This window comes from Mesorhizobium sp. P3_A8 (assembly GCF_056402995.1).
On the sequence record NZ_JBFUGI010000003.1, the window covers coordinates 93,027 to 119,178 of the forward strand.

General features: G+C 64.1%; 18 protein-coding genes. 15 read left to right on the forward strand and 3 right to left on the reverse strand.

Annotated features, from left to right (window positions below; genetic code table 11):
• Position 1: 1 nt before the first annotated feature.
• Entirely contained in the window at positions 2 to 988 is a 987-nt protein-coding gene (locus AC1DX4_RS08410; RefSeq protein WP_477219881.1) for a D-2-hydroxyacid dehydrogenase family protein, read from the reverse strand.
• Between the two features lie 16 nt (positions 989 to 1,004).
• Positions 1,005 to 1,751 (reverse strand): RraA family protein, encoded by a 747-nt coding sequence (locus tag AC1DX4_RS08415; protein WP_477219882.1) that lies wholly within the window; start codon positions 1,749 to 1,751, stop codon positions 1,005 to 1,007.
• A gap of 92 nt (positions 1,752 to 1,843) precedes the next feature.
• Between AC1DX4_RS08415 and AC1DX4_RS08420 the strand changes: the two genes are divergently transcribed.
• Entirely contained in the window at positions 1,844 to 2,857 is a 1,014-nt protein-coding gene (locus AC1DX4_RS08420; RefSeq protein ID WP_477219883.1) for a LysR family transcriptional regulator, read from the forward strand.
• Between the two features lie 16 nt (positions 2,858 to 2,873).
• Here AC1DX4_RS08420 and AC1DX4_RS08425 read toward each other — a convergent pair whose 3' ends face one another.
• A complete protein-coding gene (locus AC1DX4_RS08425) occupies positions 2,874 to 3,917 on the reverse strand; it encodes an MBL fold metallo-hydrolase (RefSeq protein WP_477219884.1) in 1,044 nt (347 codons plus the stop codon).
• A gap of 367 nt (positions 3,918 to 4,284) precedes the next feature.
• On the opposite strand from AC1DX4_RS08425, the gene AC1DX4_RS08430 reads away from it, so the two are divergent.
• The 14 genes from AC1DX4_RS08430 (at position 4,285) to AC1DX4_RS08495 (ending at position 26,150) form a co-directional block, all read left to right on the forward strand.
• Positions 4,285 to 5,748, forward strand: coding sequence for a phospholipase D-like domain-containing protein (locus AC1DX4_RS08430; RefSeq protein WP_477219885.1), 1,464 nt, complete (start codon positions 4,285 to 4,287; stop codon positions 5,746 to 5,748).
• 226 nt (positions 5,749 to 5,974) lie between these two features.
• On the forward strand, positions 5,975 to 6,715 hold the full coding sequence (locus tag AC1DX4_RS08435) for an endonuclease/exonuclease/phosphatase family protein (protein WP_475458004.1): 741 nt from the start codon (positions 5,975 to 5,977) through the stop codon (positions 6,713 to 6,715).
• Between the two features lie 111 nt (positions 6,716 to 6,826).
• On the forward strand, positions 6,827 to 7,150 hold the full coding sequence (locus tag AC1DX4_RS08440) for a hypothetical protein (protein WP_477219886.1): 324 nt from the start codon (positions 6,827 to 6,829) through the stop codon (positions 7,148 to 7,150).
• Positions 7,151 to 7,313: 163 nt separating this feature from the next.
• Complete coding sequence (locus AC1DX4_RS08445) at positions 7,314 to 7,916, forward strand: ANTAR domain-containing response regulator (protein WP_027045429.1); 603 nt, start codon at positions 7,314 to 7,316, stop codon at positions 7,914 to 7,916.
• A 2-nt stretch (positions 7,917 to 7,918) separates the two neighbouring features.
• Positions 7,919 to 9,157, forward strand: a complete 1,239-nt coding sequence (locus tag AC1DX4_RS08450) for a CmpA/NrtA family ABC transporter substrate-binding protein (protein WP_477220285.1) — start codon at positions 7,919 to 7,921, stop codon at positions 9,155 to 9,157.
• A 331-nt stretch (positions 9,158 to 9,488) separates the two neighbouring features.
• Positions 9,489 to 10,817 (forward strand): CmpA/NrtA family ABC transporter substrate-binding protein, encoded by a 1,329-nt coding sequence (locus tag AC1DX4_RS08455; protein ID WP_477219887.1) that lies wholly within the window; start codon positions 9,489 to 9,491, stop codon positions 10,815 to 10,817.
• 59 nt (positions 10,818 to 10,876) lie between these two features.
• Complete coding sequence (gene ntrB / locus AC1DX4_RS08460; RefSeq protein ID WP_477219888.1) at positions 10,877 to 11,767, forward strand: nitrate ABC transporter permease; 891 nt, start codon at positions 10,877 to 10,879, stop codon at positions 11,765 to 11,767.
• A gap of 10 nt (positions 11,768 to 11,777) precedes the next feature.
• Positions 11,778 to 12,575: an ABC transporter ATP-binding protein gene (locus AC1DX4_RS08465; RefSeq protein ID WP_477219889.1), complete on the forward strand. Its 798-nt coding sequence runs from the start codon at positions 11,778 to 11,780 to the stop codon at positions 12,573 to 12,575.
• A gap of 4 nt (positions 12,576 to 12,579) precedes the next feature.
• Positions 12,580 to 15,030 carry a nitrite reductase large subunit NirB gene (gene nirB / locus AC1DX4_RS08470; RefSeq protein ID WP_477219890.1) on the forward strand — a complete coding sequence of 817 codons (2,451 nt, stop codon included), beginning with the start codon at positions 12,580 to 12,582 and terminating at the stop codon, positions 15,028 to 15,030.
• 5 nt (positions 15,031 to 15,035) lie between these two features.
• Positions 15,036 to 15,365 (forward strand): nitrite reductase small subunit NirD, encoded by a 330-nt coding sequence (nirD, locus tag AC1DX4_RS08475; RefSeq protein ID WP_477219891.1) that lies wholly within the window; start codon positions 15,036 to 15,038, stop codon positions 15,363 to 15,365.
• A 4-nt stretch (positions 15,366 to 15,369) separates the two neighbouring features.
• Positions 15,370 to 18,222 carry a nitrate reductase gene (locus AC1DX4_RS08480; protein ID WP_477219892.1) on the forward strand — a complete coding sequence of 951 codons (2,853 nt, stop codon included), beginning with the start codon at positions 15,370 to 15,372 and terminating at the stop codon, positions 18,220 to 18,222.
• Between the two features lie 115 nt (positions 18,223 to 18,337).
• Complete coding sequence (locus tag AC1DX4_RS08485) at positions 18,338 to 19,738, forward strand: efflux RND transporter periplasmic adaptor subunit (protein ID WP_477219893.1); 1,401 nt, start codon at positions 18,338 to 18,340, stop codon at positions 19,736 to 19,738.
• Positions 19,735 to 22,869, forward strand: a complete 3,135-nt coding sequence (locus AC1DX4_RS08490; RefSeq protein ID WP_477219894.1) for an MdtB/MuxB family multidrug efflux RND transporter permease subunit — start codon at positions 19,735 to 19,737, stop codon at positions 22,867 to 22,869. Before AC1DX4_RS08485 ends, AC1DX4_RS08490 begins: the two co-directional genes overlap by 4 nt.
• Entirely contained in the window at positions 22,866 to 26,150 is a 3,285-nt protein-coding gene (locus AC1DX4_RS08495) for an efflux RND transporter permease subunit (protein WP_477219895.1), read from the forward strand. Before AC1DX4_RS08490 ends, AC1DX4_RS08495 begins: the two co-directional genes overlap by 4 nt.
• The last annotated feature ends 2 nt before the right edge of the window (positions 26,151 to 26,152 follow it).

Consider the following 26,152-nt stretch of genomic DNA (forward strand, 5'->3'; position numbering starts at 1 on the left):
CTCAGTGATCCTGTTTTTGGCCATGGGCGTTGTGGACGTTGATCGGGGTTCCAGCCGCGAAGGCCACGATCTGGTCGAATGCATTGCCGTAGGCGAATTCGTAATTGTCGCGTTCGACATAGCCGAGATGCGGCGTGCACAATGCGTTGGGCAGCCTGAGCAAGGCGTCGTCCGGATTGGTGAGCGGCTCGCGTTCGAACACGTCGATGGCCGCCTTTCCGGGGCGACCATTGGTCAGTGCCGCCACCAGGGCCCCGGGCTCGATCAATTCGGCACGGCTGGTGTTTACCAGCAGGGCGGTTGGCTTCATCAGGGCCAGGTCGCCTGATGTAACCAAGCCGGTGGTCTCGGCATTCAGCCGCAGATGCAGGCTGAGGACATCCGACAGGCTGAACAGCGCGGCCTTGTCCGGCGCGGTGTTGAACCCTTCAGCTTTGGCGCGAGCCAGCGAGCCCTCGCGGCCCCACACCAGCACATCCATGCCGAAGGCGACGCCGATGCGTGCGACCATCGAGCCCAGCCGGCCAAAACCATAGATGCCCAGGACACGGCCTCTCAGGCCCAGCCCGATGGTCGTCTGCCAATGACCTTGCCGCAGCGAAGCGCTCTCGAACGGAATGTTGCGCATCGCCGCGAGCATCAGCCCCCAGGTAAATTCCACCGTCGAATAGGACGGACGCGCCGTGAGAGCGGACGAGACGACGACGCCATGCCGATCGCAGGCCACCAGGTCGATATGGGGGATGTGGCCATTCTGGCTGATGAGCTTCAGATTGGGCAGTCGGCTGAGCACGTTTTCATCGATGCGGGTGCGCTCACGCATCAGCACAAGGACATCGGCATCGGCGAGACGATTGGCCAGGACGTCGATGTCTTCGACGATGTCGGTCCAGATGGCAACGTCGTGGCCTTCCAGTTTGGAAAAGCAGTCGAGCGTGCGCACGACGTCCTGGTAATCGTTGATAATGGCGACGCGGAGTTTCTTCACGGGATGACCTATCGCTCTATGCATTGCCCGGCAGATCCGCGACGGAGGTACCGGCTTCGATCGCTTCGCACTTCGCCTCTTCAAAGGCTGACTTCATCAGCGCCTTTGCGAGAACTTCGGCGGCGCGGGCAATCGGGATGAAGCAAACACCGGTTTCGTCCGCGACGACAATATCGCCGGGTGCAACCCGGACGCCGGCGATCTGGATATCGCCATTGATCTCCACGGTCTCGATCCGCCATTTGCCGGTGACAGGCGTGATCTCGGTGGCCCACAGCGGATAGCCGACCCGCCGCGAATGGCCGAGATCGCGAATGCCTCCGGAGACGATCGCTCCGACCTCGCCCTGTCGCTTTCCCGTCTGGGCCGAAATCCCGCCCATATTCGAAACGCCGGCGACGCCGTCGATGACCACCACATCGCCCGGCAATGCCAGATTATGGGCTTCGAATTCCGCCATCCGGTTGACGTGGTTTCGCGCCGTCTCATAGACATGCTCGCGCTGCAGGATGTTGCGCACCGTGAGCGCGGGACCGACAATCGACGTCGAAGGCAGGGTCGGCTTCAGAAGCGATGCGCCGATCGCGCCGGTGATTCCGAGCTCATCCATAATATCCGAAATAACGCTGGTGGCGTCGCCGATCCGCTTGAAGCCGTCGATCAGCCCCTGCGGCGGACGCGGCGTTCGCATCAACCGGATGCGGTCAGGGCTGATCTTGCCGGTCAGTTTCGGCAACACGTCCGCGAAAGCGACGTCATCCATGGCGTATCCTCAAGTTTGTACCGAGCTTTTATCACCGGTTGCGAGCTGGGCGTATTCACTCGCATGTGTTCGGCGGCTCGTTCGAAACAGGATTGCTTGCCGCGTTGCGTGCGTCCAATTTAGAATTAGACACAAGCGTCATTTCCTGGGTGAATAACGTGCGCCTCGATCTAAACCTGATCGCAGTCCTTGAGGCCATCATGCTAGAAAGGAATGTCACGCGTGCGGCCGCAAGCCTGGCGATGAGCCAGCCAGCCGTGAGCAATGCGCTGCGTCGCGCCCGCAAGCTGACGAAAGATCAGCTCTTCCTCAAGACGGCGACCGGCGTGCAGCCGACGTCACGCATGGTCGCGATGTGGCCCGAGCTTCATCGCTCGCTGACGGCGATCCGCGCCGCTTTCAGCCCCGACGACTTCGACCCGGGATCAAATGCGACCAGTTTCCGGGTTGCGGTCACGGACAGTCTTGCAATGGAAGGTGTCAGCGCCATCACGCTGAAGTTACAGGCCGCGTCTCCGCGTGCCCGTGTTTCATTTGCCGTTCATACGCATGAGGGCTCGCTGGAGGGGATCGGTCGCGGCACACTCGACTGCGCCGTGGGCATGTTTGCCTCGCTGCCGAGAGAAGTACATGTGCAAAGCCTGCGGACGGATCGCTATGTCTGCGTCATGCGCAGCGGGCACGAATTGGCGCACTCCCTGACCCTTGATCAGTTCACCGCCGCCGCGCACGTGCTGGCAACTCCATCCGGCCTGGAACTGGGCCTTGTGGACGGCTGGCTCAGCCTGACGGGGCGGACAAGGACGATCGTCGCCGTGGTCAATCATTTTGCCGATGCGCTGAGGATTGTCGCGCGCAGCGACCTTCTTACCTGCGTGCCGCTTGGCTTCTTCAATGGACCCTGGCGCGCCATCGCCGATGAGCATGAGTTGGTGGTGTGCGACCTGCCGTTCGAGACGGAGAAACTGCTTTACAAGCTGATCTGGCACGAGCGCTTACACACCCACCCCGCCCACCAATGGTTTCGTTCGCTGGTGGGGGATGTCTGCGGATCTCCCCTCGACGGCTCGCCGATTGGTGATGCTGTCCCAGCCAAGCAAACATAGTCACGCTTATGGAGACCTATCCCTGACTGTAGTCCAGCGGCACATAGGTGTAGGCGCTATCGGCGTCGCGTCGCACATGGCCAAGTCCAGGAAACGATATGTGTGCCCCACCCACGATGTAGCCATTCTGCGCCGCATCAGCGAATGCGAGTTGATGCACCTGTTCGGCCTCCGATGCGTCCGCATCGTACTTTATGGTGACGGAAGGGTCTTTGAATTGCACCGCAGCGACATGCACGACGTCGCCCCACAGGACGATTTTCTCGCCCCTGCTTTCGACCACGTACATGGTGTGTCCGGGCGTGTGCCCATAGGCTGTTTGCGCGCGCATACCAGGCACCAGGTCGGTGTTGCCATCGAAAATGGCGAGCTTGCCAGCGCGCATATAGGGCGTGATCGATGCGATGGCAGCCTCAAAGAACCGCTTCGCTTCAGCCGGGGCAGCGCGCATGTTTGCCTCGCTCAGCCAGTAGTCGGTGTCCCGCTTTTCGACACGCACAATTGCATTGGGAAAAGCTCTCTGACCCTCGACCATGAGACCGCCAACGTGATCGGCGTGCAGATGCGTGAGGTAAAGCTCATCGATCTGCTCTGGCTGATACCCGGACGCGCGCAGATTGCTGAGCAGATGGCCCGTCGTTGGCCCCAACAGTGAGCCTGCACCGGCGTCGATCAAAACCAGTTTGGCTCCGGTATTGACGAGGAAGGAGTTGTGCGAGGTCTCGACGAGGTCGCCGAGATAATTGCGTTTGAGTGCTTCTTCGATCCGAGCCGGGTCGCCCTGCAGCAGCTTCGTGGCAGGCAGCATATTGCTGCCGTCGGATAGCGCTGTTATCTCAAAATCGCCGACCGCCAGGCGGTAAAACCCGGGTGCCTGGCTTTTCACCATGGGCGCACCAGCGAACACAGGCGTTGCAAAACTGCTGGCCAGGCAAAAACAGCCAGCGGCCAAAAAGCTGCGACGGGTGTGATTGATGACGTCGCCGCTGATCTGCCGCGGCTGAACAGAGCCTCCGGCGTCGTCGAACAAGCGATCGAGCGTTACCCGGGGAACGACCATTTTCGGACCTCTGTTTGCGTTCTGTCGGGGGCGCTGCGGATGGACGCAAGTCCTTCCGCCTCGATCCTCGTTCGCCGAAGCACGCCTCGGCTGGCGGCTCTTGTGTGCGTATCGTTGCCGAGATGGCTAACCCCGTCCAATTCAGAATTTGGGGCAGCATCATAATTCCGGTGAATATTCCCTGGCCAGGAATGTCTGCGACCCGGGACCTCGGACGGAATGGATGACGCTGCCGCGCGCCGTGGCGCGTCTGGGGTCGGCACTTTATGGAATGATGTCCAAGACGTAGATTTCCTCACCACGAACGCCATCCGTCGAATGCGTGGCTGCATTGCCTTCCGCGGTCGCTCGCTGGATAGTCCCGGCAATGTTCGAGACTATTGCGACTCACTGGACCCAAATCCTGGCGATCATCTCGGTGGTGATGGCGACCGTCGGCATCGCCCACGCCGTCATGACCAAGGAGGATGTGCGCGCCGCGACAGGCTGGGTCGGCGTGATGGTGCTGTCGCCGATCCTTGGCGTGCTGATCTATGCCGTGGCCGGCATCAACCGCATCCGCCGCGCCACGATCACCGCGCAGCGCCCGCTTTCCGGCGACGCCGTATCCGCCAAGCATGAGCGTGACATCGCCGCCGAGGAGGCGCTGATCGTCGAGCGTTACGGCCAACGCTTCACCGGCCTGCGGACGCTGGGTGACAGGGTGGCGCGGCGCGCGCTTAACCCCGGCAATGCCATCGATGTACTGGAGACCGGCGACGAGGCCTATGCCGCCATGTGCGCGGCAATCGATGGCGCCGAGCGCAGCGTCCTGCTCGAGACCTATATTTTCGACAATGACGCCGTCGGCCTGCTTTTCGTCGAATCGCTGGCCGGCGCGGTCGGGCGCGGCGTCACCGTTCGCGTGCTGATCGACGCCGTCGGCGCCCGTTATTCCGTCCCCAGCATCCTCGGCCATCTGCGCCGCGCCAACATCCCCGCCGATGTCTTTAACGGCAACATCGTCATGGGCTTGCGCCTGCCCTACGCCAACCTGAGAACCCACAGGAAAATCCTGGTGGTCGACGGCACGGTTGCCTTTACCGGCGGCATGAACATCCGCAAGGGTTTTTCCGAGGAGTTCGCCGGATCGAACAGCGCCAGGGACACGCATTTCAAGGTCAGTGGACCTGTCGTCGCCGACCTGTTCTCGGTCGCTGCCGAAGACTGGCGCTTCTCCACCAACGAAGCGCTGAAGGGCGATGCCTGGCGAATTGCCCCGCTGTCGCCGGCAGCCGGCCAGCCGATGCTGGTGCGGGCGGTCGCATCCGGGCCGGATGCCAGCAATGAGACCAACCACAAACTGCTGATCGGCGCCTTCTCGGTCGCGCGCAAGTCGATCCGCCTGATGTCGCCCTATTTCCTGCCGGACCGGGAACTGATCAGCGCCTTGATCACCGCCGCCCGGCGCGGCGTCGAGATCGATGTCGTGGTGCCGGCCGTCAACAATCTCTTCCTTGTCGACCGGGCCATGACCGCGCAATTCGACCAGATCCTCAAGAACTATTGCCGCATATGGCGAACGGAGGGGCCATTCGACCATTCCAAGCTGCTTTCGATCGACGGCGTGTGGGCCTATGTCGGCTCGTCCAACCTCGACGCCCGGTCGCTGCGGTTGAATTTCGAGATTGATCTGGAGGTTCTCGACGCAGGCTTTGCCCGCGAGATCGAAGGCCGGATTGGATCGGCGATCGAAACGGCTATCCCTGTCACGCTGGACTCCTTGCGGGCCCGGCCCTTCATCATCCGGCTGTTCGACCGTATCCTGTGGCTGGGATCGCCCTATCTCTAGATGGGTTCGCCCTATCTCTAGATGGGTTCTCACCCTATCTCTAAAACAGGCGCCATCTTTAACAAAACGACGTGTTTGACGGATAGTTTGGTGTCAGCCATGGAACATAAGCGCAAAGACTCTATTTGAGGTGCATGGTGAGACCAGCAGGCATGGCAGGCACACGGTGCGGATGAACGAACGCAGCCTCCCCGCAACCATGCTTTTGTCCATTCGCGACAGGCGGATGCAGAAGGCAAACGCTGCTGCGCACAAGGCGACCGCTACCACCGGAACGCTGGTCGCGTCCTACAACGTCCACAAATGCATCGGCGTCGACCGCAAGTTCGATCCCGAGCGGACCAGCCGCGTCATCCGTGAAATCGATCCGGACGTGATCGCCCTGCAGGAAGCGGACAACCGCTTCGGCGATCGTGACGGACTTCTCGACCTGCCCCGCCTCGAGCGGGAAACAGGCCTGGTGCCAGTGCCGATTTCAGCCACAGGCAAGGGCCATGGCTGGCACGGCAATGTCCTCCTGTTCAAGAAGGGCGTCGTCCGCGACGTGCATCAGATCAGGCTTCCCGGCCTCGAACCGCGCGGCGCGGTGGTGGCGGAGATCGACCTCGACGGAAACCGGACCTTGCGCGTCATCGCCGCTCATCTCGGTCTGCTGCGCCATTCGCGCTCGCAGCAGGCCCGCGTCGTGCTCGACATCATGAGCAGCGCCGACGAGAAGCCGACGCTCCTGCTTGGCGACCTCAACGAATGGCGGCTCGGCAACCGCTCGGCGCTCAACACGCTGCATGCCACGTTTGGGCCGCAGCCACCGGCAGTCCCCACCTTCCCCTCAAACCTGCCGCTGCTGGCGCTCGACAGGATCATGACCAACCGGCACGGCATGATCACAGCGGTGGAAGCGCATGATACGCCGCTTTCACGCGTTGCCTCCGACCATCTGCCGCTGACGGCCTTCGTTCGTCTATAGGCCTGTCGTGCCCCGGCCTTGTTGTGCATGGCCTTGAAAAGCTCGGGATTCATTTTGGAACGCTAATTCTTTCTGCGAGTTGATACGCATTGAACCGCAGGAGGACGAAACATGAAGAAGTTATTCTTGGCTTCCATGGTGGCATTGGCCGCCACAGCCGCAGTCATTGCGCCGACACAAGCCGCAAGCGTGATTATCCAGTCGGATGACGGCAACCAGTATTCACCCGATAATAACGACCAGATCGTCGTTCGCCGCCATCACCGGCACAACAACAACGACGACCAGTATGGCGACGACCAGAACGTGCAATATGATAACAACAACGATGGCGAGTATCGTCGCCACCACCGGCATCACCGCTGCCACATCGAGATCATCAAGCACTGGCGCCACCATCACAAGGTGATCGAGCAGGTCCGCGTCTGCACCTGACCCACCCATGAATTCGCGGCCCCATTAGCGGCAAGCCGCCTGCGCCGTTTCCGACAGGAAGCGATCCGCAGTTGCAAGCGATGATGCGGCATAGCCACGTCCCTTGAAACGGGCGTGGCTATGCCGCATTGCACAATTTCGCGGCGTTGCCCACAATGCAGGCATGGTCCGATCCTCCCTAGCCGTCCTGGTGATCGACGAAAATCGCATCCGCGCCTCGATCATCGAGGCCGGCCTGCGCGAGGCCGGCCATCAGCGGGTCACCGTCATCCATGACGTGACCGGCATTGCGCGACGGATCGCCGAGATCGAACCCGACGTTATCGTCATCGATCTCGAAAACCCCAACCGCGACATGCTCGAAAACATGTTCCAGCTGTCACGCGCCGTAAAGCGGCCGATCGCCATGTTCGTCGACCGCTCCGACCAGGCCTCGATCGAGGCCGCGGTCGATGCCGGCGTCTCGGCCTATGTCGTCGACGGGCTCAGGCAAGAGCGCGTCAAGCCGATCCTCGACATGGCGGTGAGCCGCTTCAATGCCTTCTCGCGCATGGCGCGCGAACTGGAAGAGGCGCGTAGCGAACTCGAGAGCCGCAAGGTCATCGATCGCGCCAAGGGCATATTGATGAAGTCGCGCGGCCTCTCCGAAGAGGCCGCCTATACGCTGCTGCGCAAGACGGCGATGAACCAGAACCGCAAGATCAGCGACATCGCCCAGAGCCTGGTGACTGCCGCCGGGCTGCTCGGACCAGCGGAGGACGAATGAGCATGGGCGCCGAGCACCAGATCACCGCCGGCTTCATGCCGCTCTTCGACAGCGCCGTGCTGGTCGCCGCAAGCGAGTTGGGCTTCGCCACACGTGAAGGCATTGACCTCACGCTGCACCGCGAGACGTCCTGGGCCAACATCCGCGACCGCATCGCCATCGGCCACTTCGATCTTGCCCATATGCTGGGACCGATGCCGCTCGCCTGCAATCTCGGGCTGACGCCGCTCGCTTCCGAAACCATCGTGCCGTTCTCGCTTGGGCTCGGCGGCAATTGCGTCACCATCTCCAACGCGGTGTGGGACGGCATGGCGGCGCATGGCGCTGAACCCGATCTCGATCCGGCGCGCGCGGGGAAGGCACTTGGCGCATTCATCCGTGAGCGGGTGGTGGCCGGCCACGACCCGCTTCGCTTTGCCGTCGTGCATCCGCATTCCGGGCACAATTACGAACTGCGCTACTGGCTTGCCGCTTGCGGCATCGATCCCCAGCGCGAAATCGAGATCGTCATCGTACCGCCTCCCTTCATGGCCGACGCATTGGCCGCTGGGCGCATCGACGGCTACTGCGTCGGTGAGCCCTGGAACAGCGCCGCGGTCGCCGCCGGCACCGGCCATATCGTCACCGTCAAGGCGCTGTTGTGGAAGAACAGCCCGGAGAAGGTGCTCGGCGTGCGCAAGGCCTGGGCGGACGAGAATCCCGGGGCTCTGGCGGCACTGCTGCGCGCGCTGCATCATTCGGCGCGCTGGTGCCAGGATCCGGCCAACCACGCCGAATTGGCTGCGGTGATGGCGCAACCCGGTTTCCTCGGCCTGCCGCCAGCGGTGCAGATGCCGATCCTGACCGGCCATCTCCGATTGGGCGGCGGGGCGGAGCTGGAGATCGACGATTTCTTCCTGCCTTTCGACAAAGCCGCAAACTTTCCGTGGAAGAGCCATGCGCTTTGGTTTTACACGCAGATGGTGCGCTGGGGCCATGTGGCGCACACGCCTGAGAACCTCGCCATTGCGCGCGAATGCTATCGGCCCGACCTCTACCGCTCGGCTCTGAAGCCGCTCGGCGTCGCCCTTCCCGGCGCCAATGCGAAGGTCGAAGGCGCGCTCAAGGTCGCCACCGCGGTCGGCGCGACCGGGGCCGGCCTGGTGCTTGGTCCGGACGGCTTCTTCGACGGCCAGATCTTCGATCCCGATGAGATCGAAACGTATATCGAGAAGCAGAAATCGGCACGCGCGGACGCCTGATCGTTTTCGCGCCATTCTTGTGCATTGCACAAAAATTGTGCGTGCAATTGCTCTAATGAACAATCTTTGGCCTGCTCACCATATCGCCTGGCGCGTCGGCGGCGTGCACTTATCGTTGATTCCATTGATGTTTTCTCATTCTCCGCAAACTGGCACGGTTCGTGCTTTGAAATAGCCAAGGCCCTTCGTGGGTCACGGAATAGGCGTCCAATGGCGGGCGCCCACAGGCAAAGCTGCCGCTCAGGTCGACACGCGATCCCGGATGTACGGACGCGCGAAGACCTGGCCGGCGGCTTTTTTGTTTTGAAATCGCGTTCAACCGGAGACGACGATGAAGAAGACGATGAAGAATTGGATCGGGACGGGAACGTCGCTTGGGGATGTGACGCGTCGCGATTTTCTGGTCAGCAGCGCCATGACGGCCGGCCTGTTCATGGTGGCCCGCAAACTCTTCCCCTCCGGCGCCTATGCCGCCACCTCCGCGCCGGAGGTTACCGGCGCCAAGCTCGGCTTCATCGCGCTGACCGATGCCGCGCCGCTGATGATCGCCAAGGAGAAAGGCCTCTTCGCCAAGTTCGGCATGCCCGATGTCGAGGTGCTCAAGCAGGCGTCCTGGGGCGCGACGCGCGACAATCTGATGCTCGGCGGTGCCGCAAACGGCATCGACGGCGCCCACATCCTGACCCCGCTGCCTTACCTGATGCACACCGGCAAGGTGACGCAGAACAACCAGCCGATGCCGATGGCGATCGTGGCGCGGCTCAACTACGACTGCCAGGGCATTTCGGTTGCCCAGGAATATGCCGCCACCGGCGTCGGCCTCGACGCCTCCAAGCTGAAGAACGCCTTCGCCGCCAAGAAGGCAGCCGGCAAGGACATCAAGGCCGCCATGACCTTCCCCGGCGGCACACACGACCTCTGGCTGCGCTACTGGCTGGCCGCCGGCGGCATCGATCCCGACAAGGACGTCTCGACCATCGTCGTTCCGCCGCCGCAGATGGTGGCCAACATGAAGGTCGGCAACATGGACGTGTTCTGCGTCGGCGAGCCGTGGAACGAGCAGCTCGTCCATCAGGGCGTCGGCTTCACCGCTGCCACGACGGGCGAATTGTGGAAAGGCCATCCCGAAAAGGCGCTCGGCCTGCGCGCCGAATTCATCGAAAAGAACCCGAACGCCACCAAGGCGATCCTGATGGCCGTCATGGAAGCCCAGCAATGGTGCGAGGCCAAGGAGAACAAGGACGAGATGGCCGCCATCATCGGCAAGCGGCAGTGGATGAACGTGCCTGTCGCCGACATCATCGGCCGCCTCAAGGGCGACATCAACTACGGCAACGGCCGCGTCGCCAACGGCACCGACCTCTACATGAAGTTCTGGAAGGGCGGCGTCTCCTACCCATTCAAGAGCCACGACAGTTGGTTCCTCGCCGAAAACATCCGTTGGGGCAAGTTCGCGCCGACCACCGACATCAAGGCGCTGGTCGACCAGGTCAACCGCGAGGATCTGTGGCGCGAGGCGGCCAAGGATCTTGGCGTTGCGGCGGCCGACATTCCAGCGTCCTCGTCGCGCGGCGTCGAGACCTTCTTCGACGGCAAGGTCTTCGATCCGGCCAACCCGTCCGCCTATCTCGACAGCCTGAAGATCAAGGCGTCGGCATAACCGGCGCAAGCGGCTTCACAGCCGCTTCTCACCAGTGCCCCACGGAGTTTTTCCCAGACATGTCGATCCAGACTATCGAGGATACCAAGGTGAAGGCGTTCCCCGCCAAACCGGCCGAGGTGATCGCCTTCACCGCCAGGGCGCGGCGTCGCTTCGACCCGCTCGCCATCGCCGGCAAACTGGCGAGCACGCTGGTGCCACCGATCATCGTCATCGCCCTCATGCTGATCGTCTGGCAGGTCGCCTGTTCCTCGCCCACGTCAAGCCTGCCGCCGCCCAGCCAGGTGTGGAAAGAGGCCTATGACCTGATCGCGCATCCGTTCTTCGACAATGGCCCGCAGGATATCGGCCTGGCCTGGCGGGTGCTGATCTCGCTGCAGCGCGTCGCCATCGGCTTTGGCATGGCGGCCATCGTCGGCGTCGCGCTTGGCGCGCTGGTCGGCCAGTCGATCTGGGCGATGCGCGGCCTCGATCCGGTGTTCCAGATCCTGCGCACCGTGCCGCCGCTCGCCTGGCTGCCGCTGTCGCTGGCGGCATTCCGCGATTCCAGCCCGTCGGCGCTGTTCGTCATCTTCATCACCTCGATCTGGCCGATCATCATCAACACTGCCGTTGGCGTCCGCAACATTCCCGAGGACTACCGCAACGTCTCGCGCATCCTGCGGCTCAACCAGCTCGAGTTCTTCGTCAAGATCATGGTGCCGGCTGCGGCCCCCTACATCTTCACCGGTCTGCGCATCGGCATCGGCCTGTCCTGGCTCGCCATCGTCGCCGCCGAAATGCTGACCGGCGGCGTCGGCATCGGCTTCTTCATCTGGGACGCGTGGAACTCGTCGCGGCTGCCCGACATCATCGTCGCGCTCGCCTATATCGGCGTCACCGGCTTCTGCCTCGACCGCCTGGTCGCGGCAGTCGGCGCCTTCGTCACCCGCGGCACAACGGCAAAGTGAGGAAAGCGCCATGACGGCCTATCTGAAACTCGACCATATCGACAAATCCTTTGCCCGTGGCGGCCAGGTCAGCGAGGTGCTGAGGGACATCAGGCTGACCATCGACAAGGGCGAGTTCGTCTCCATCATCGGCCATTCCGGCTGCGGCAAGTCGACCTTGCTCAACCTGATCGCCGGCCTGACCAAAGTTTCCGCCGGCGCCGTGCTGCTCGAAGACAAGGAAGTCGACAGCCCCGGACCGGAACGCGCCGTGGTGTTCCAGAACCACTCGCTGCTGCCCTGGCTCACCGTCTACGAGAACATCAACCTCGCGGTATCCAAGGTCTTCGGTCGCTCGAAGAGCAAGGCCGAGCGGCATGACTGGATCATGCGCAATCTCGACCTCGTGCAGATGGCGCATGCCAGGGACAAGCGCCCAGCCGAGATATCGGGCGGCATGAAGCAGCGCGTCGGCATTGCGCGCGCGCTGGCCATGGAACCGAAGATCCTGCTGCTCGACGAGCCGTTCGGCGCGCTCGACGCGCTGACCCGCGCCCATCTGCAGGACGCGGTGATGGACATCCATTCCAGGCTCGGCTCGACGACGATCATGATCACGCACGATGTCGACGAGGCGGTGCTGCTCTCCGACCGCATCGTCATGATGACCAATGGTCCGGCGGCGACCATCGGCGAAGTGCTTCCCGTGCCGCTGGCACGGCCGCGCCGGCGCGTCGAGCTTTCCTCCGACCGCACCTTCCTGCGCTGCCGCGAGGCGGTGCTGAAATTCCTCTACGAACGCCACCGCTTCGTCGAAGCCGCGGAGTAACGCCATGACCGAAAAACTCGTCATCATCGGCAACGGCATGGCCCCCGGGCGCATGCTGGAGCATCTGCTGGAGCAGGCGCCGGGCCGCTACGCCGTCACCATTTTCAACGCCGAGCCGCGCGTCAATTACGACCGCATCATGCTGTCGCCGGTGCTGTCGGGCGAAAAGGCCTATGAGGAAATCATCATCCACGGCGATGGCTGGTACATCGCCAACAACATCACCCTCTACAAGGGCCACAAGATCGTGGCCATCGACCGCACGGCGAAGACCGTCACCTCCGACCACGGCGTCACCGAGCCCTACGACAAGCTGGTCATCGCCACCGGCTCGGTGCCGTTCATCATTCCGGTGCCGGGCCACAATCTGCCGGGCGTGCTCACCTATCGCGATCTCGACGACGTCCAGGCGATGATGCTGGCCGCCCAGTCGCGCGCCAAGGCCGTGGTCATCGGCGGCGGCCTGCTTGGGCTGGAGGCGGCTGCGGGCCTCAACGCGCAAGGCATGGACGTCACCGTGCTGCATGTCATGCCCACGCTGATGGAGCGCCAGCTTGATCCGGCTGCAGGCTATCTCTTGCAGCGCGCAGTCGAACAACGCGGCATCAAGGTCATCACCAAGGCCAACACGCAGGCGATCACAGGCAACGGCAAGGTCGAGCAGGTGGAACTCGCCGACGGCACCATCATTCCGGCGACGCTGGTGGTCATGGCCGTCGGCATCAGGCCGAATTCAGCGCTGGCCAAGGAAGCGGGCATCGCCGTCAACAGAGGCATCGTCGTCGACGCCGGCATGCGCAGCAACGATCCCGACATCTATGCGCTCGGCGAATGCGCCGAGGTCAATGGCATGGTCTACGGGCTGGTCGCGCCGCTCTACGAGATGGCGCGCGTTGCCGCGAGCCAGCTCGCCGGCAACGAGGCGGCCGCCTTCGTCCATATGGACACGCCGACCAAGCTCAAGGTCACCGGCATCGACCTGTTCTCGCTCGGCGACTTCGCCGAGGGCGAGGACCGCCAGGAGATCGTGCTGCGCGATGCCGCGGCCGGTGTCTACAAACGTCTGGTGCTGAAGGACGATCGCATCATCGGCACCGTGCTTTATGGCGAGACGGCGGATGGCGCCTGGTTCAACGATCTCAAGAAGAAGCAGACCGACATATCGGAGATGCGCGACACGCTCATCTTCGGCCAGTCCTACCAGGGGGGTGCCCCGCTGGACCCTATGGCGGCCGTTGCAGCCTTGCCGGATGATGCGGAAATCTGCGGCTGCAACGGCGTCTGCAAGGGCAAGATCACGGGTGCGATCACCGCCAAGGGCCTGACCTCTCTCGACGATGTGCGCGCCCACACCAAGGCGTCGGCCTCATGCGGGTCCTGCACCGGGCTGGTCGAGAAGCTGATGGTGCTGACCCTCGGCGATACGTACAATCCGGCCGCGGTTCAGCCAATGTGTGGCTGCACGACGCTCGGCCATGACGAGGTGCGCCGGCTGATCATCGCCAAGCACCTGAAGACCATTCCCGCCGTCATGCAGGAACTGGAATGGACGACGTCCTGCGGCTGCGCCAAATGCCGGCCGGCTCTCAACTATTACCTCGTCTGCGATTGGCCGGACGACTACGCCGACGACTACCAGTCGCGCTTCATCAATGAGCGGGTCCACGCCAACATCCAGAAGGACGGCACCTATTCCGTGGTGCCGCGCATGTGGGGCGGCGTGACCAATGCCGCCGAACTGCGCGCCATCGCCGACGTCGTCGACAAGTTCGAGATCCCGATGGTCAAGGTCACCGGCGGCCAGCGCATCGACATGCTGGGCATCCGCAAGGAAGACCTGCCGGCGGTGTGGGCCGATCTCGGCCAGGCCGGGTTCGTCTCCGGCCACGCCTATGCCAAGGGCCTGCGCACGGTGAAGACCTGCGTCGGCTCCGACTGGTGCCGCTTCGGTACGCAGGATTCGACCGGCTTGGGCATCCGCATCGAGAAATTCATGTGGGGCTCGTGGACCCCGGCCAAGGTCAAGATGGCGGTGTCGGGCTGTCCTAGGAACTGCGCCGAGGCGACCTGCAAGGATGTCGGCGTCATCTGCGTCGACAGCGGCTACGAGATCCACTTCGCCGGCGCCGCCGGCCTCGACATCAAGGGCACCGAGGTGCTCGGCATGGTCAGGACCGAGGACGAGGCGCTGGAGCACATCGTGGCGCTGACGCAGATGTACCGCGAGCAGGGCCGCTATCTCGAGCGCATCTACAAATGGGCCAAGCGCATCGGCATCCCGGAGATCAAGCGCCAGATCATGGACGATGCCGACAAGCGCAAGGCCTATTACGAGCGGTTCGTGTTCTCGCAGAAATTCGCCCAGGTCGACCCATGGTCGGAACGCGTCTCGGGCAAGGACAAGCACGAATTCCGGCCGATGGCTTCGGTCGGGTTTGCCGAGGCGGCGGAGTGATGGAGATGAACTGGATCGCCATCGGCTCCCTCTCCGACATCCCCCGCCGTGGCGCGCGCTGCGTTGCCACGCCGCAAGGCAAGGTCGCGGTCTTCCGCACCCAGGATGATCAGGTCTATGCCATCGACGACCATTGTCCGCACAAAGGCGGGCCGCTCAGCCAGGGCATCGTCCATGGCACCGCGGTGACCTGCCCTCTGCACAATTGGGTGATCTCGCTGGAGACCGGCAAAGCGCTCGGCGCCGACGAGGGCATGGTGCGCACCATCCCGGTCAAGGTCGAGGGCGAGCGCCTGTTCCTGGCGCTGGAAGCGCTGGCCAGCCGCGCGGCTTGAACCCATGGAAATCGACGCAGCACGCGAGGTGAGGACCACCTGCCCCTATTGCGGGGTGGGCTGCGGCGTGCTGGCGAAGGTCGCCGCGGACGGGCAAGTGTCCGTCCGCGGCGACCCCGATCATCCCGCGAATTTCGGCCGGCTCTGCTCCAAGGGCTCGGCACTGGCCGAGACCATCGACCTCGACGGCAGGCTGCTTTATCCCGAAATCCACGGCCGCCGCGTCGGCTGGAACGAGGCGCTCGACCTCGTCGCTTCGACCTTCTCGCAAACCGTCGCCGAGCACGGCCCGGACGCGGTCGCTTTCTATGTCTCGGGCCAGTTGCTGACCGAGGATTATTACCTCGCCAACAAGCTGATGAAGGGCTTCATCGGCTCGGGCAACATCGACACCAATTCGCGTCTGTGCATGGCTTCCTCGGTCGCCGGCCACCGCCGCGCCTTCGGCTCCGACACGGTGCCGGGAACCTATGAGGATCTCGAGCTTGCCGACCTCATCGTGCTGGTCGGCTCCAACCTCGCCTGGTGCCACCCCGTGCTCTACCAGCGCATCGCCGCCGCCCGGGAAAAGCGGCCGGAGATGAAGGTCGTGCTGATCGACCCGCGCCGCACCATGACATCTGATATCGCCGACATGCATCTGGCCATCGCGCCGGATGGCGACGTCGCTCTCTTCACCGGCCTGCTTGCCTGGCTCGGCCAGCACAACGCGCTCGACCGCGCCTACATCACCGCGCACACGACCGGCTTCGGCCAAGCGCTTTTCGCCGCCTCGGCGCTCGACCTTGCCGGCATCGCAGCTGCGACAGGCCTGAGCGAGGATGAGCTCACCCGCTTCTACAGCCTGTTCGCCGCCACCACGAAGACGGTAACCGTCTACAGCCAGGGCGTGAACCAATCGTCGTCCGGCACCGACAAGGTCAACGCCATCATCAACTGCCATCTCGCCACCGGCCGGATCGGCAGACCGGGAGCCGGCCCGTTCTCGGTGACCGGCCAGCCCAACGCCATGGGTGGCCGCGAGGTCGGCGGTATGGCCAACATGCTGGCTGCCCATATGGAGATCGAAAACCCCGAACATCGCGACCGCGTGCAGCGCTTCTGGAACGCGCCGACCGTTGCCGAAAAGCCTGGCATGAAGGCGGTCGAGATGTTTCAAGCCGTGGCCGACGGGCGCATCAAGGCGCTGTGGATCATGGCCACCAACCCGGTCGATTCGATGCCGGACGCCGACGCCGTCGAGGCGGCGATCAAGGCCTGCCCCTTCGTCGTCGTTTCGGACGTGCTGGCCAGCACGGACACCGTGCGTCACGCCCATGTCCGGCTGCCCGCCGCCGCCTGGGGCGAGAAGGACGGCACGGTCACCAATTCCGAGCGCCGCATCTCGCGCCAGCGCGCCTTCCTGGATCTGCCCGGCGAGGCGCGACCCGACTGGTGGATCATAGCCGAGGTGGCGCGTCGGATGGGCTTTGGCGAGGCGTTTGCGCACGAGACGCCGACGGAGGTTTTTGGCGAGCACGCGAAGCTGTCTGGGTTTGAGAATGATGGTGCGCGGGATTTCGATATTGGTGCTTATGCCAGCGTCGATGGAGAAGATTACGAAGCATTGGCGCCTTTCCAATGGCCAGCGCCGAGCCAAGGCACCCCCCTCTGGCCTGCCGGCCATCTCCCCCGCAAGGGGGGAGATCAGCAGTCGCAACGGCCTTCGCCCATCTCCAACGACGGAGGATCGGCGGCGAGGCCAAAACTGTCAATCTCCCCCCTTGCGGGGGAGATGTCCGGCAGGACAGAGGGGGGTGTTCAAGCTCGACATCAGCCAGAGGCCGACCCTCCCTCCAACACCCGCTTCTTCGCCAACGGCAACTTCTACACACCCGACCGCAAAGCCCGCTTCATCGCCATCCGTGCCACCACCGAAACCCGCACCAGCCCCAACTTCCCGCTCATCCTCAACACCGGTCGTATCCGAGACCACTGGCACACCATGACGCGGACTGGCAAAAGCCCGCGTCTGTCCCAGCACATCGCCGAGCCCTTTGTCGAAATCCATCCGGCCGATGCACAGCACCACGGCATCGGCGATGCCGACATCGTGCGCATCTCCAGCCCGCGCGGCGACGTACTGGTCCGCGCCCTGATTACGCCCCGCCAGCGCCGGGGCAGCATCTTCGCGCCGATGCATTGGACCGATCAGTTCGCGGCAAAAGGCCGGCTCGACGTACTCACCGCGCCGCTCACGGACCCAATCTCAGGCCAGCCGGCGCTGAAACATGTCGCGGCTCGCATCGAGAAATTTGCCGCCAAGGCCTTTGCCTTCGCCGTGATGCGCCAGAAGCCGGGATTGATTGACGCAAGCTACTGGGCAGCAGCCCGCTGCAAGGGTGGGTGGCGGGTCGAGCTCGCCTTCGCCGACGACGCGGTCGACTGGACAGCCTTCGCCGGCTCTCTCCTCAATGCCCCCTCGGCGGACATGCTCGCCTATCACGACCGCGACGCCGGCCAACACCGCATTGCCGCCTTCGATGGCGAGCGCCTCGTGGGCGCCTTGTTCGTTGCGCCCGGCCCGGTCGCGGTGTCGCGCGGCTGGGCGGCTGAACAGTTGGAAGCGCCTCACGCCAGCCAGCGCGAGCGCTTCCGGATCGTCGCCGGTCGCGCCGGCGCCGAGCGGCCCGATGCCGGTGCCACCGTCTGCTCCTGTTTTGGCGTTGGGGCCAACCAGATCGCGGCGGCGGTGGCAGTCGGCTGCACGACTGTCGAAGCCATCGGCGGCGCCCTGAAGGCCGGCACCAATTGCGGCTCCTGCCGGTCCGAGATCCGCGCGATCATTGGGGCTAACCGGGTTCAGGCGGCCGAGTAGGCCGCGCCCTGGGGGCGAATGACTGGCCGGCAAGGCAGCGCCGAACCTGTCCAACTGTTAATTCGACTTGGGGTCGTTTCGGTCATATTGGTCGATGGGGCTAAGAGATGCCACCATGGACCAGCAATTGGAAATGCCCCTGCAGACGACTGTCGCGCCACGCCGTTCGCGTGGCTGGATTCCGTGGCTGATCTTCATCGCCATTGTCGCCGCCACTGGCGCCTATCTCTATCAGCGTCCGCATGTCGAGGCCAAGCTGCCCGGCGGCAGGCGCGGCGCGCAGCCGACGACGATCGGCGCCGCCGCCATCGAAAAAGGTACGATAGACGTTACCCTCAATGCCCTCGGCACGGTGACCTCGCTCTCCACCGTCACCGTCAAGTCGCAGGTCACCGGCCCGCTCATCCAGGTGAATTTCAAGGAAGGCCAGGACGTCAAGAAGGGCGACCTGCTGGCTGAGATCGATCCCCGCCCCTTCCAGGCGGCGCTCGCCCAGGCCCAGGGCCAGTTGGTGCGCGACCAGGCCATGCTGAAGGATGCTGGGCTCGACCTCGTCCGCGACCAGAAGCTGGTGGCCCAAGGGGCGGCGACGCCGCAGACCCTCGACGCGCAGGTCGCCCTTGTCGCGCAGGACCAGGGCTCCGTCCAGGTCGACCAGGCGATGATACAGACCGCCACCCTCAATCTCGATTATTGCCGCATCCTCTCTCCGGTCGACGGACGCGCCGGCCTGCGCCAGGTCGACCAGGGCAACTATGTCACCCCAGGCGACGCCAACGGCATCGTCATCATCACCCAGGTGCAGCCGATCAGTGTGTTGTTCACCGTGCCCGAGGACGAATTGCCGGCGATCGCGCAACGCATGCAGCAGGGCGCCGTGCTGCCCACCTCCGCTTTCGACCGCGCCGGAGCCAAGAAGCTCGCCGACGGCCAGCTCGAGACCTTCGACAGCCAGATTGATCCAAGCACCGGCACCATCAAGCTGCGGGCCGGCTTCGCCAACGAAGCGCGCGTCCTCTACCCGAACCAGTTCGTCAACGTCTCGCTTCTCGTCGACGAGCACAAAAACGTGGCGATCGCCCCGATTGCCGCGATCCAGCGCGGCCTGCCCGGCACCTTCGTCTACCTGGTCAATCCCGACAGCACCGTCGCTGTGCGCAAGGTCACGCTTGGCGTCACCAATGGCGAACGCGTCGAGATCCTCGCCGGCCTCAATCCTGGCGACCGCGTCGTCGTCGACGGCGCCGACAAGCTCCGCGACGGCGCCCATATCAACCTCCAGCAGGACGGCCAGGCGGCCCCGGCGCAGCCCTCGGCACAGGCACCCTCGCAACCATCGACGCCTGCGCCGGCAGGGACAACGCCGCCAGCTCAAGCCCAACCTGACGCTCAATCCCCACCCGACCAGCCTGCATCCGATACGCCGAATCCAGACAACACAGGCAAGCACAAGGGCAAGGGTCACAAGCATCGACATTCAGACTCGGGGCAGTCGGAGTCCGGGCAGCAGCAATGAGCCCGTCGCGCGCCTTCATCCTGCGGCCGGTGGCGACATCGCTGTTCATGGTCGCAATCATGCTGTCCGGCCTGCTGGCCTACCGTTATTTGCCTGTCTCGGCCCTGCCCGAGGTCGACTATCCCACCATCCAGGTGCAGACCTTCTATCCCGGCGCCAGCCCTGACGTCATGACGTCCTCGGTCACGGCACCGCTGGAAGTCCAGCTCGGACAGATCGCCAACCTCAACCAGATGAACTCGGTGAGTTCGGCCGGTTCCTCCGTCATCACGCTGCAGTTCAGCCTGGCGATCTCGCTCGATGTTGCCGAGCAGGAGGTGCAGGCCGCCATCAATGCCGCCGGCAACCTGCTGCCGGCCGACCTGCCGGCGCCGCCGATCTATGCCAAGGTCAACCCGGCCGACGCGCCGGTGCTGACGCTCGGTCTGACCTCGGCGACGATGCCGCTGCGCGACGTGCAGCAGCTTGCCGACACCAGGCTGGCGCAGAAGATATCGCAGCTGCCGGGCGTCGGCCTGGTCAGCCTCAGCGGCGGCCAGCGCCCCGCCGTGCGCGTCCAGGCCGATCCGCGCAAGCTCGCCGCCTACGGGCTCAACCTCGACGATCTGCGCACCACGCTTGGCAGCGCCAATGTCAACACGCCGAAGGGCAATTTCGACGGGCCGTCGCGGGCCTACACCATCAACGCCAACGACCAGCTGAAGAGCGCCGACGAATACCGCTCGCTGATCGTCGCCTACAAGGACGGCGCGCCGGTGCGCTTGAGCGACGTCGCCGACGTGGTCGACGCCACCGAGAACAACCGGCTGGCGGCCTGGATGAACAGCACGCCGGCGATCATCCTCAACATACAGCGCCAGCCCGGCGCCAACGTCATCGACGTGGTGGACCGCATCAAGGCGCTGCTGCCGCAGCTCCAGGCCTCGCTGCCGAACGCCGTCGACGTCAAGGTGCTGACCGACCGCACCACGACCATCCGCGCCTCGGTGCGTGACGTCGAATACGAACTGACGCTGTCGATCATCCTCGTCGTGCTGGTCATTTTCGTCTTCCTCCGCAGCGCGCGCGCCACGCTCATCCCGAGCCTGTCGGTTCCCCTATCGCTGGTCGGCACGCTTGGCGTCATGTACCTGTTCGGCTTCAGCCTCGACAATCTGTCGCTGATGGCGCTGACCATCGCCACCGGCTTCGTCGTCGACGACGCCATCGTCGTCATCGAGAACGTCGCGCGCTATGTCGAGGAAGGCGCGACACCGCTAGAAGCGGCGCTGAAAGGCTCGCAGCAGATCGGCTTCACCATCATCTCGCTGACGGTCTCGCTGATCGCGGTGCTGATCCCGCTTCTGTTCATGGGCGATGTCGTCGGCCGGCTGTTCCGCGAATTCTCCATCACGCTTGCCACCACCATCCTGATCTCGGCCGTGGTGTCGCTGACCTTGGTGCCGATGGCCTGCGCCAAGCTGCTCAAACCGGTGGCGGCGGTACGCGAGAATGCCCTGCAGCGCGCCAGCCGCGACTTCTTCGACTGGGTGATCCGCGGCTACGGCCGGGCGCTGACCTGGGTGCTCGACCGGCAGACGCTGATGCTCGTGATGGCGGCGGCGACCCTCGTGCTGACGGCGGCGCTCTACGTGGTCATCCCCAAGGGGTTCTTCCCGGTGCAGGACACCGGCGTCATCCAGGCCATCACCGAAGCGCCGCAGTCGATCTCCTATGCCGCGATGGCGCAACGACAGCAGCAGCTGGCCGCCATCATTCTCAAGGACCCGGATGTCGACAGCCTGTCGTCCTTCATCGGCGTTGACGGCACCAACACCACGATGAATGTCGGCCGCATCCTGATCAACCTCAAACCGCATGAGGAGCGCAGCGCCGACATCACCGCGGTCATCGCCCGCCTGAAACAGGAAGCCGCTCCGGTGGCCGGCGTCACGCTCTACATGCAGCCGGTTCAGGACTTGACCATCGACGGCCAGGTCAGCCGCACCCAGTATCAATTCGTGCTCCAGGACGCCAATGCCGACGAACTCGGAGAATGGACGCCGAAGCTGCTCACAAAACTGAACACACTGCCGCAGCTCGCCGATGTCGCCAGCGACCTGTCGAACAGCGGCCTTGCCGTCTTTGTCGACATCGACCGCGACCAGGCCGCGCGCTTCGGCATCACGCCGGCGACCGTCGACAACGCGCTCTACGACGCTTTCGGCCAGCGCATGGTCTCGACCATCTACACCACGTCAAGCCAGTCCCGCGTCATTCTCGAAGCCGCCCCGTCCGAACAGGATTCGCTCAAGGCGCTCGCTTCCGTCTACCTGCCCTCGTCGGCGGGCGGCGCCCCGGTGCCGCTGTCGGTGGTGGCAACCACCCATATCGCCACCACGCCGCTGCAGATCACCCATATGGGGCAATTCCCCGCCACCACCGTCTCATTCAACCTGGCCCCCGGTGCTTCGCTCGGCGAGGCGGTCACCGCGATCGAGCAGGCGCAGGCCGACATCGGCATGCCGCTCAGCATCATCACCAGCTTCCAGGGCGCGGCGCGCGCTTTCCAGGCTTCGCTCGACAACACGCTGTTCCTGATCCTGGCGGCGGTGGTGACCGTCTACATCGTGCTCGGAGTGCTCTATGAGAGCTTCATCCACCCCATCACCATCCTGTCGACGCTGCCTTCGGCCGGCATCGGCGCGCTGCTGGCGCTGATGATCGCCGGCCAGGACCTGACGATCATCTCGATCATCGGCATCATCCTGCTCATCGGCGTGGTCAAGAAGAACGCCATCATGATGATCGACTTCGCGCTCGACGCGCAGCGCAATGAAGGCAAGGCGCCGCGCGAGGCCATCTACCAGGCCTGCCTGCTGCGCTTCCGCCCGATCCTGATGACAACGCTGGCGGCGATGCTGGGTGCCTTGCCGCTGATGCTCGGTACCGGCGTCGGCTCGGAACTGCGCCATCCCTTGGGCGTCTCCATTGTCGGCGGCCTGTTGCTCAGCCAGTTGCTGACGCTGTTCACCACGCCGGTGATCTATCTCTGGTTCGATCGCCTCGCCGCCCGCTTCCGAGGCATCGAACCCAACCTTCCCCACGGCCCCGGTCTTCCTCACACCCATGGTGCGGGCGCCAGGCCATGAACCTGTCGGTTCCCTTCATTCGGCGGCCGGTGGCGACGACGCTGCTGACCTTCGGCCTGCTGGCGGCCGGGCTGGTGGCGTTTCCGCAATTGCCGGTGGCGCCGCTGCCGGCGGTGGACTACCCCGTCATCTCGGTATCGGCCTCGCTGCCGGGCGCGAGCCCCCAGGTGGTGGCCAACACCGTCGCCAGCCCACTCGAGCGGCATCTCGGCGAAATCGCCGATGTCAACGAAATGACCTCGTCGAGCAGCGTCGGCAGCGCCCGCATCACCTTGCAGTTCGGGCTGGACCGCGACATCGACGGCGCCGCGCGTGACGTCCAGGCGGCGATCAACGCCGCGCGCGCCGACCTGCCGTCCAGCCTTCGCTCAAATCCCACCTATCGCAAGGTCAATCCGGCCGACGCCCCGATTCTCATCCTGTCGATGACATCGGACACTTTGTCCAAGGGTCAGCTCTTCGATGAAGCCAGCACCGTGCTGGCGCAGAAGCTCTCGCAGGTCGACGGCATCGGCGAGGTGTCGGTCGGCGGCAGCTCGCTGCCGGCGGTGCGCGTCGAGCTCAACCCGCAAGTGCTCTATGATTACGGCATTGGGCTGGAGGACGTGCGCGCCGCACTCGCCTCGGCCAATGCCCACAGCCCCAAGGGTGCCATCGATGTCGGCGACCAGCGCTATCAGATCTACGCCAACGACCAGGCCAACCAGGCGGATGCCTATCGCTCACTGATCGTCGCCTACCGCAACGGCGCGCCAGTCAGGCTTTCCGATGTCGGCCAGGTCAATGATTCCGTCGAGAACATCCGCAATGCCGGTCTCGCCAACGGCAAGCCGGGCGTGCTGATCATCCTCAACCGCTCGCCCAACGCCAACATCATCGCGACGGTGGACCGGGTGAAGGCGCTGCTGCCGACATTGCGCGCCTCGATCTCACCGGCCATCGACCTGTCGCTGGCGGTCGACCGCTCGACCACCATCCGCGCCTCGCTGAGCGAGGTCGCGCAGACGCTGATGATCGCCATCGGCCTGGTGATCCTCGTCGTCTTCGCCTTCCTGCGCGACGTGCGCTCGGCGCTGGTGCCGATCGTGGCCGTGCCCGTATCTCTGGTCGGCACGCTGGGCGTCATGTACCTGCTCGGCTTCAGCATCGACAATCTGTCGCTGATGGCGATGACCGTGGCCACCGGCTTCGTCGTCGACGACGCCATCGTCGTGCTCGAAAACATCGCTCGCCACACCGCTTCCGGCATGGGCCGCATGGAGGCGGCGATCAAGGGCTCCCAGGAGGTCGGCTTCACCGTGCTGTCGATGAGCCTGTCCCTGATCGCAGTCTTCATCCCGATCCTGCTGATGGGCGGCATCGTCGGACGGCTGTTCCGCGAATTCGCCATCACGCTGTCGGCGGCGATCCTGGTCTCGCTCGTTATCTCGCTGACCACCACGCCGATGATGTGCTCGATCCTGCTTCGCCCTGAAGGCCAGCGTGAACATGGCCGGCTCTACCGCTTCAGCGAGCGTATCTTCGAGGGCATGCTGGGCTTCTACCGCCGATCGTTGTCCTGGGCGCTCGACAATCCGCTGCTGATCATGGCGGTGCTGGCGGCAACGCTCTGCCTCAATGGCTACCTCTATGTTACCATCCCAAAAGGCTTCTTCCCGCAGCAGGACACGGGACGGCTGACCGGCTCGATCCAGGCCGACCAGGCAACCTCCTTCCAGTCGATGTCGCAGAAGCTCACCCAGTTCGCCGGCATCGTCAGCAAGGATCCGGCCGTCGACGCCGCTGTCGCCTTCACCGGCGGCGGCCAGACCAATTCCGGTTCCATGTTCGTGTCGCTGAAGCCGCTGGCCGAGCGCAAGATCTCCGCCGACCAGGTCATCGCCAGGCTGCGGCCCAAACTGGCAGTGGTGCCGGGCGCCACACTGTTCCTGCAGGCGGTGCAGGATATACGCGTCGGCGGGCGGCAGTCGAACGCGCAGTACCAGTACACCTTGCAAGGTGACAGTTTCGACGAACTGGCGGAGTGGGCGCCGAAGCTGGCCGCAGCGCTGCAAACGGAACCCAAGCTCACCGACGTCAACTCTGACCAGCAAAACAAGGGCCTCGAAGCCGACGTCACCATCGATCGCGACACCGCGACGCGTCTCGGCATATCAGCCAGCGAGATCGACAACACGCTTTACGACGCCTTCGGCCAACGCCAAGTGTCCACCATCTATGTCCAGCGCAACCAGTACCACGTGATCATGGAAGTGGCGCCGCAATACTGGCAAAACCCCGATGCGCTGAAGAAAGTCTATGTCAGCACATCGGGCGGATCGGTTGGCGGGTCGCAGTCGAGCAATGCGGTTGCCGGCACATTCGCTGTATCAGGCAAGTCCACCACTGCCCAATCGGTCGCCGCCGACGCCGCGCGCAACCAGGCCAACAATTCCATCACCAGCACCGGCAGGACGGCGGCCTCGACCGGTTCGGCGGTCAGCACCGGAGCCGAGACCATGGTGCCGCTGTCGGCCGTCGCGCATTACGGCCCCGGCAGCACGCCGCTGTCGGTCAACCACCAGGGCTTGTTCGTCGCCACCACGCTGTCATTCAACCTGGCGCCGGGCATCGCGCTCAGCGAGGGCGTCGAGGCCATCAACGCGGCCGCCGACCGCATCGGCATGCCGGCCACCATCCATGGCAGCTTCCAGGGCACGGCGCGCGTCTTCCAGGACTCGCTGTCCGACCAGCCGCTGCTGATCCTTGCCGCGCTGATCGCCGTCTATGTCGTGCTCGGCATTCTCTACGAAAGCTACGCCCACCCGCTGACCATTCTCTCGACCTTGCCCTCGGCCGGCGTCGGCGCCTTGCTGGCGCTGACCCTGTTCAACATCGAGTTCTCGATCATGGCGCTGATCGGCATCATCCTCCTGATCGGCATCGTCAAGAAGAACGCCATCATGATGATCGACTTCGCGCTGGCCGCCGAGCGCAACGAGGGCAGATCGGCGCATGACGCCATCTACCAGGCATGCCTGCTGCGCTTCCGCCCGATCATGATGACGACCATGGCGGCACTGTTCGGCGCCGTGCCGCTGGCGATCGGCCTTGGCGAAGGCGCGGAACTGCGCCAGCCGCTCGGCATCGCCATCGTCGGCGGCCTGATCCTGAGCCAGATCCTGACCCTCTACACGACGCCGGTCATCTACATCTATGTCGACCGCTTCGGTCGCTGGTGCCGGCAGTTGCGCTTGGCGACGCCACGCCTGCGGACGCTACGCCCACAACCGGGTGAATGAAC

Coding starts and splice junctions, on each gene's coding strand:
- AC1DX4_RS08425 (WP_477219884.1), bottom strand. CDS start 3,917: ATGGTCGTTCCCCGGGTAACGCTCGATCGCTTGTTCGACGACGCCGGA.
- AC1DX4_RS08440 (WP_477219886.1), top strand. CDS start 6,827: ATGAAGAAGTTATTCTTGGCTTCCATGGTGGCATTGGCCGCCACAGCC.
- AC1DX4_RS08450 (WP_477220285.1), top strand. CDS start 7,919: ATGGGCGCCGAGCACCAGATCACCGCCGGCTTCATGCCGCTCTTCGAC.
- AC1DX4_RS08495 (WP_477219895.1), top strand. CDS start 22,866: ATGAACCTGTCGGTTCCCTTCATTCGGCGGCCGGTGGCGACGACGCTG.
- AC1DX4_RS08415 (WP_477219882.1), bottom strand. CDS start 1,751: ATGGATGACGTCGCTTTCGCGGACGTGTTGCCGAAACTGACCGGCAAG.
- AC1DX4_RS08490 (WP_477219894.1), top strand. CDS start 19,735: ATGAGCCCGTCGCGCGCCTTCATCCTGCGGCCGGTGGCGACATCGCTG.
- nirD (WP_477219891.1), top strand. CDS start 15,036: ATGAACTGGATCGCCATCGGCTCCCTCTCCGACATCCCCCGCCGTGGC.
- AC1DX4_RS08435 (WP_475458004.1), top strand. CDS start 5,975: ATGCAGAAGGCAAACGCTGCTGCGCACAAGGCGACCGCTACCACCGGA.
- AC1DX4_RS08465 (WP_477219889.1), top strand. CDS start 11,778: ATGACGGCCTATCTGAAACTCGACCATATCGACAAATCCTTTGCCCGT.
- AC1DX4_RS08445 (WP_027045429.1), top strand. CDS start 7,314: ATGGTCCGATCCTCCCTAGCCGTCCTGGTGATCGACGAAAATCGCATC.
- AC1DX4_RS08480 (WP_477219892.1), top strand. CDS start 15,370: ATGGAAATCGACGCAGCACGCGAGGTGAGGACCACCTGCCCCTATTGC.
- AC1DX4_RS08485 (WP_477219893.1), top strand. CDS start 18,338: ATGGACCAGCAATTGGAAATGCCCCTGCAGACGACTGTCGCGCCACGC.
- AC1DX4_RS08455 (WP_477219887.1), top strand. CDS start 9,489: ATGAAGAAGACGATGAAGAATTGGATCGGGACGGGAACGTCGCTTGGG.
- AC1DX4_RS08430 (WP_477219885.1), top strand. CDS start 4,285: ATGTTCGAGACTATTGCGACTCACTGGACCCAAATCCTGGCGATCATC.
- ntrB (WP_477219888.1), top strand. CDS start 10,877: ATGTCGATCCAGACTATCGAGGATACCAAGGTGAAGGCGTTCCCCGCC.
- nirB (WP_477219890.1), top strand. CDS start 12,580: ATGACCGAAAAACTCGTCATCATCGGCAACGGCATGGCCCCCGGGCGC.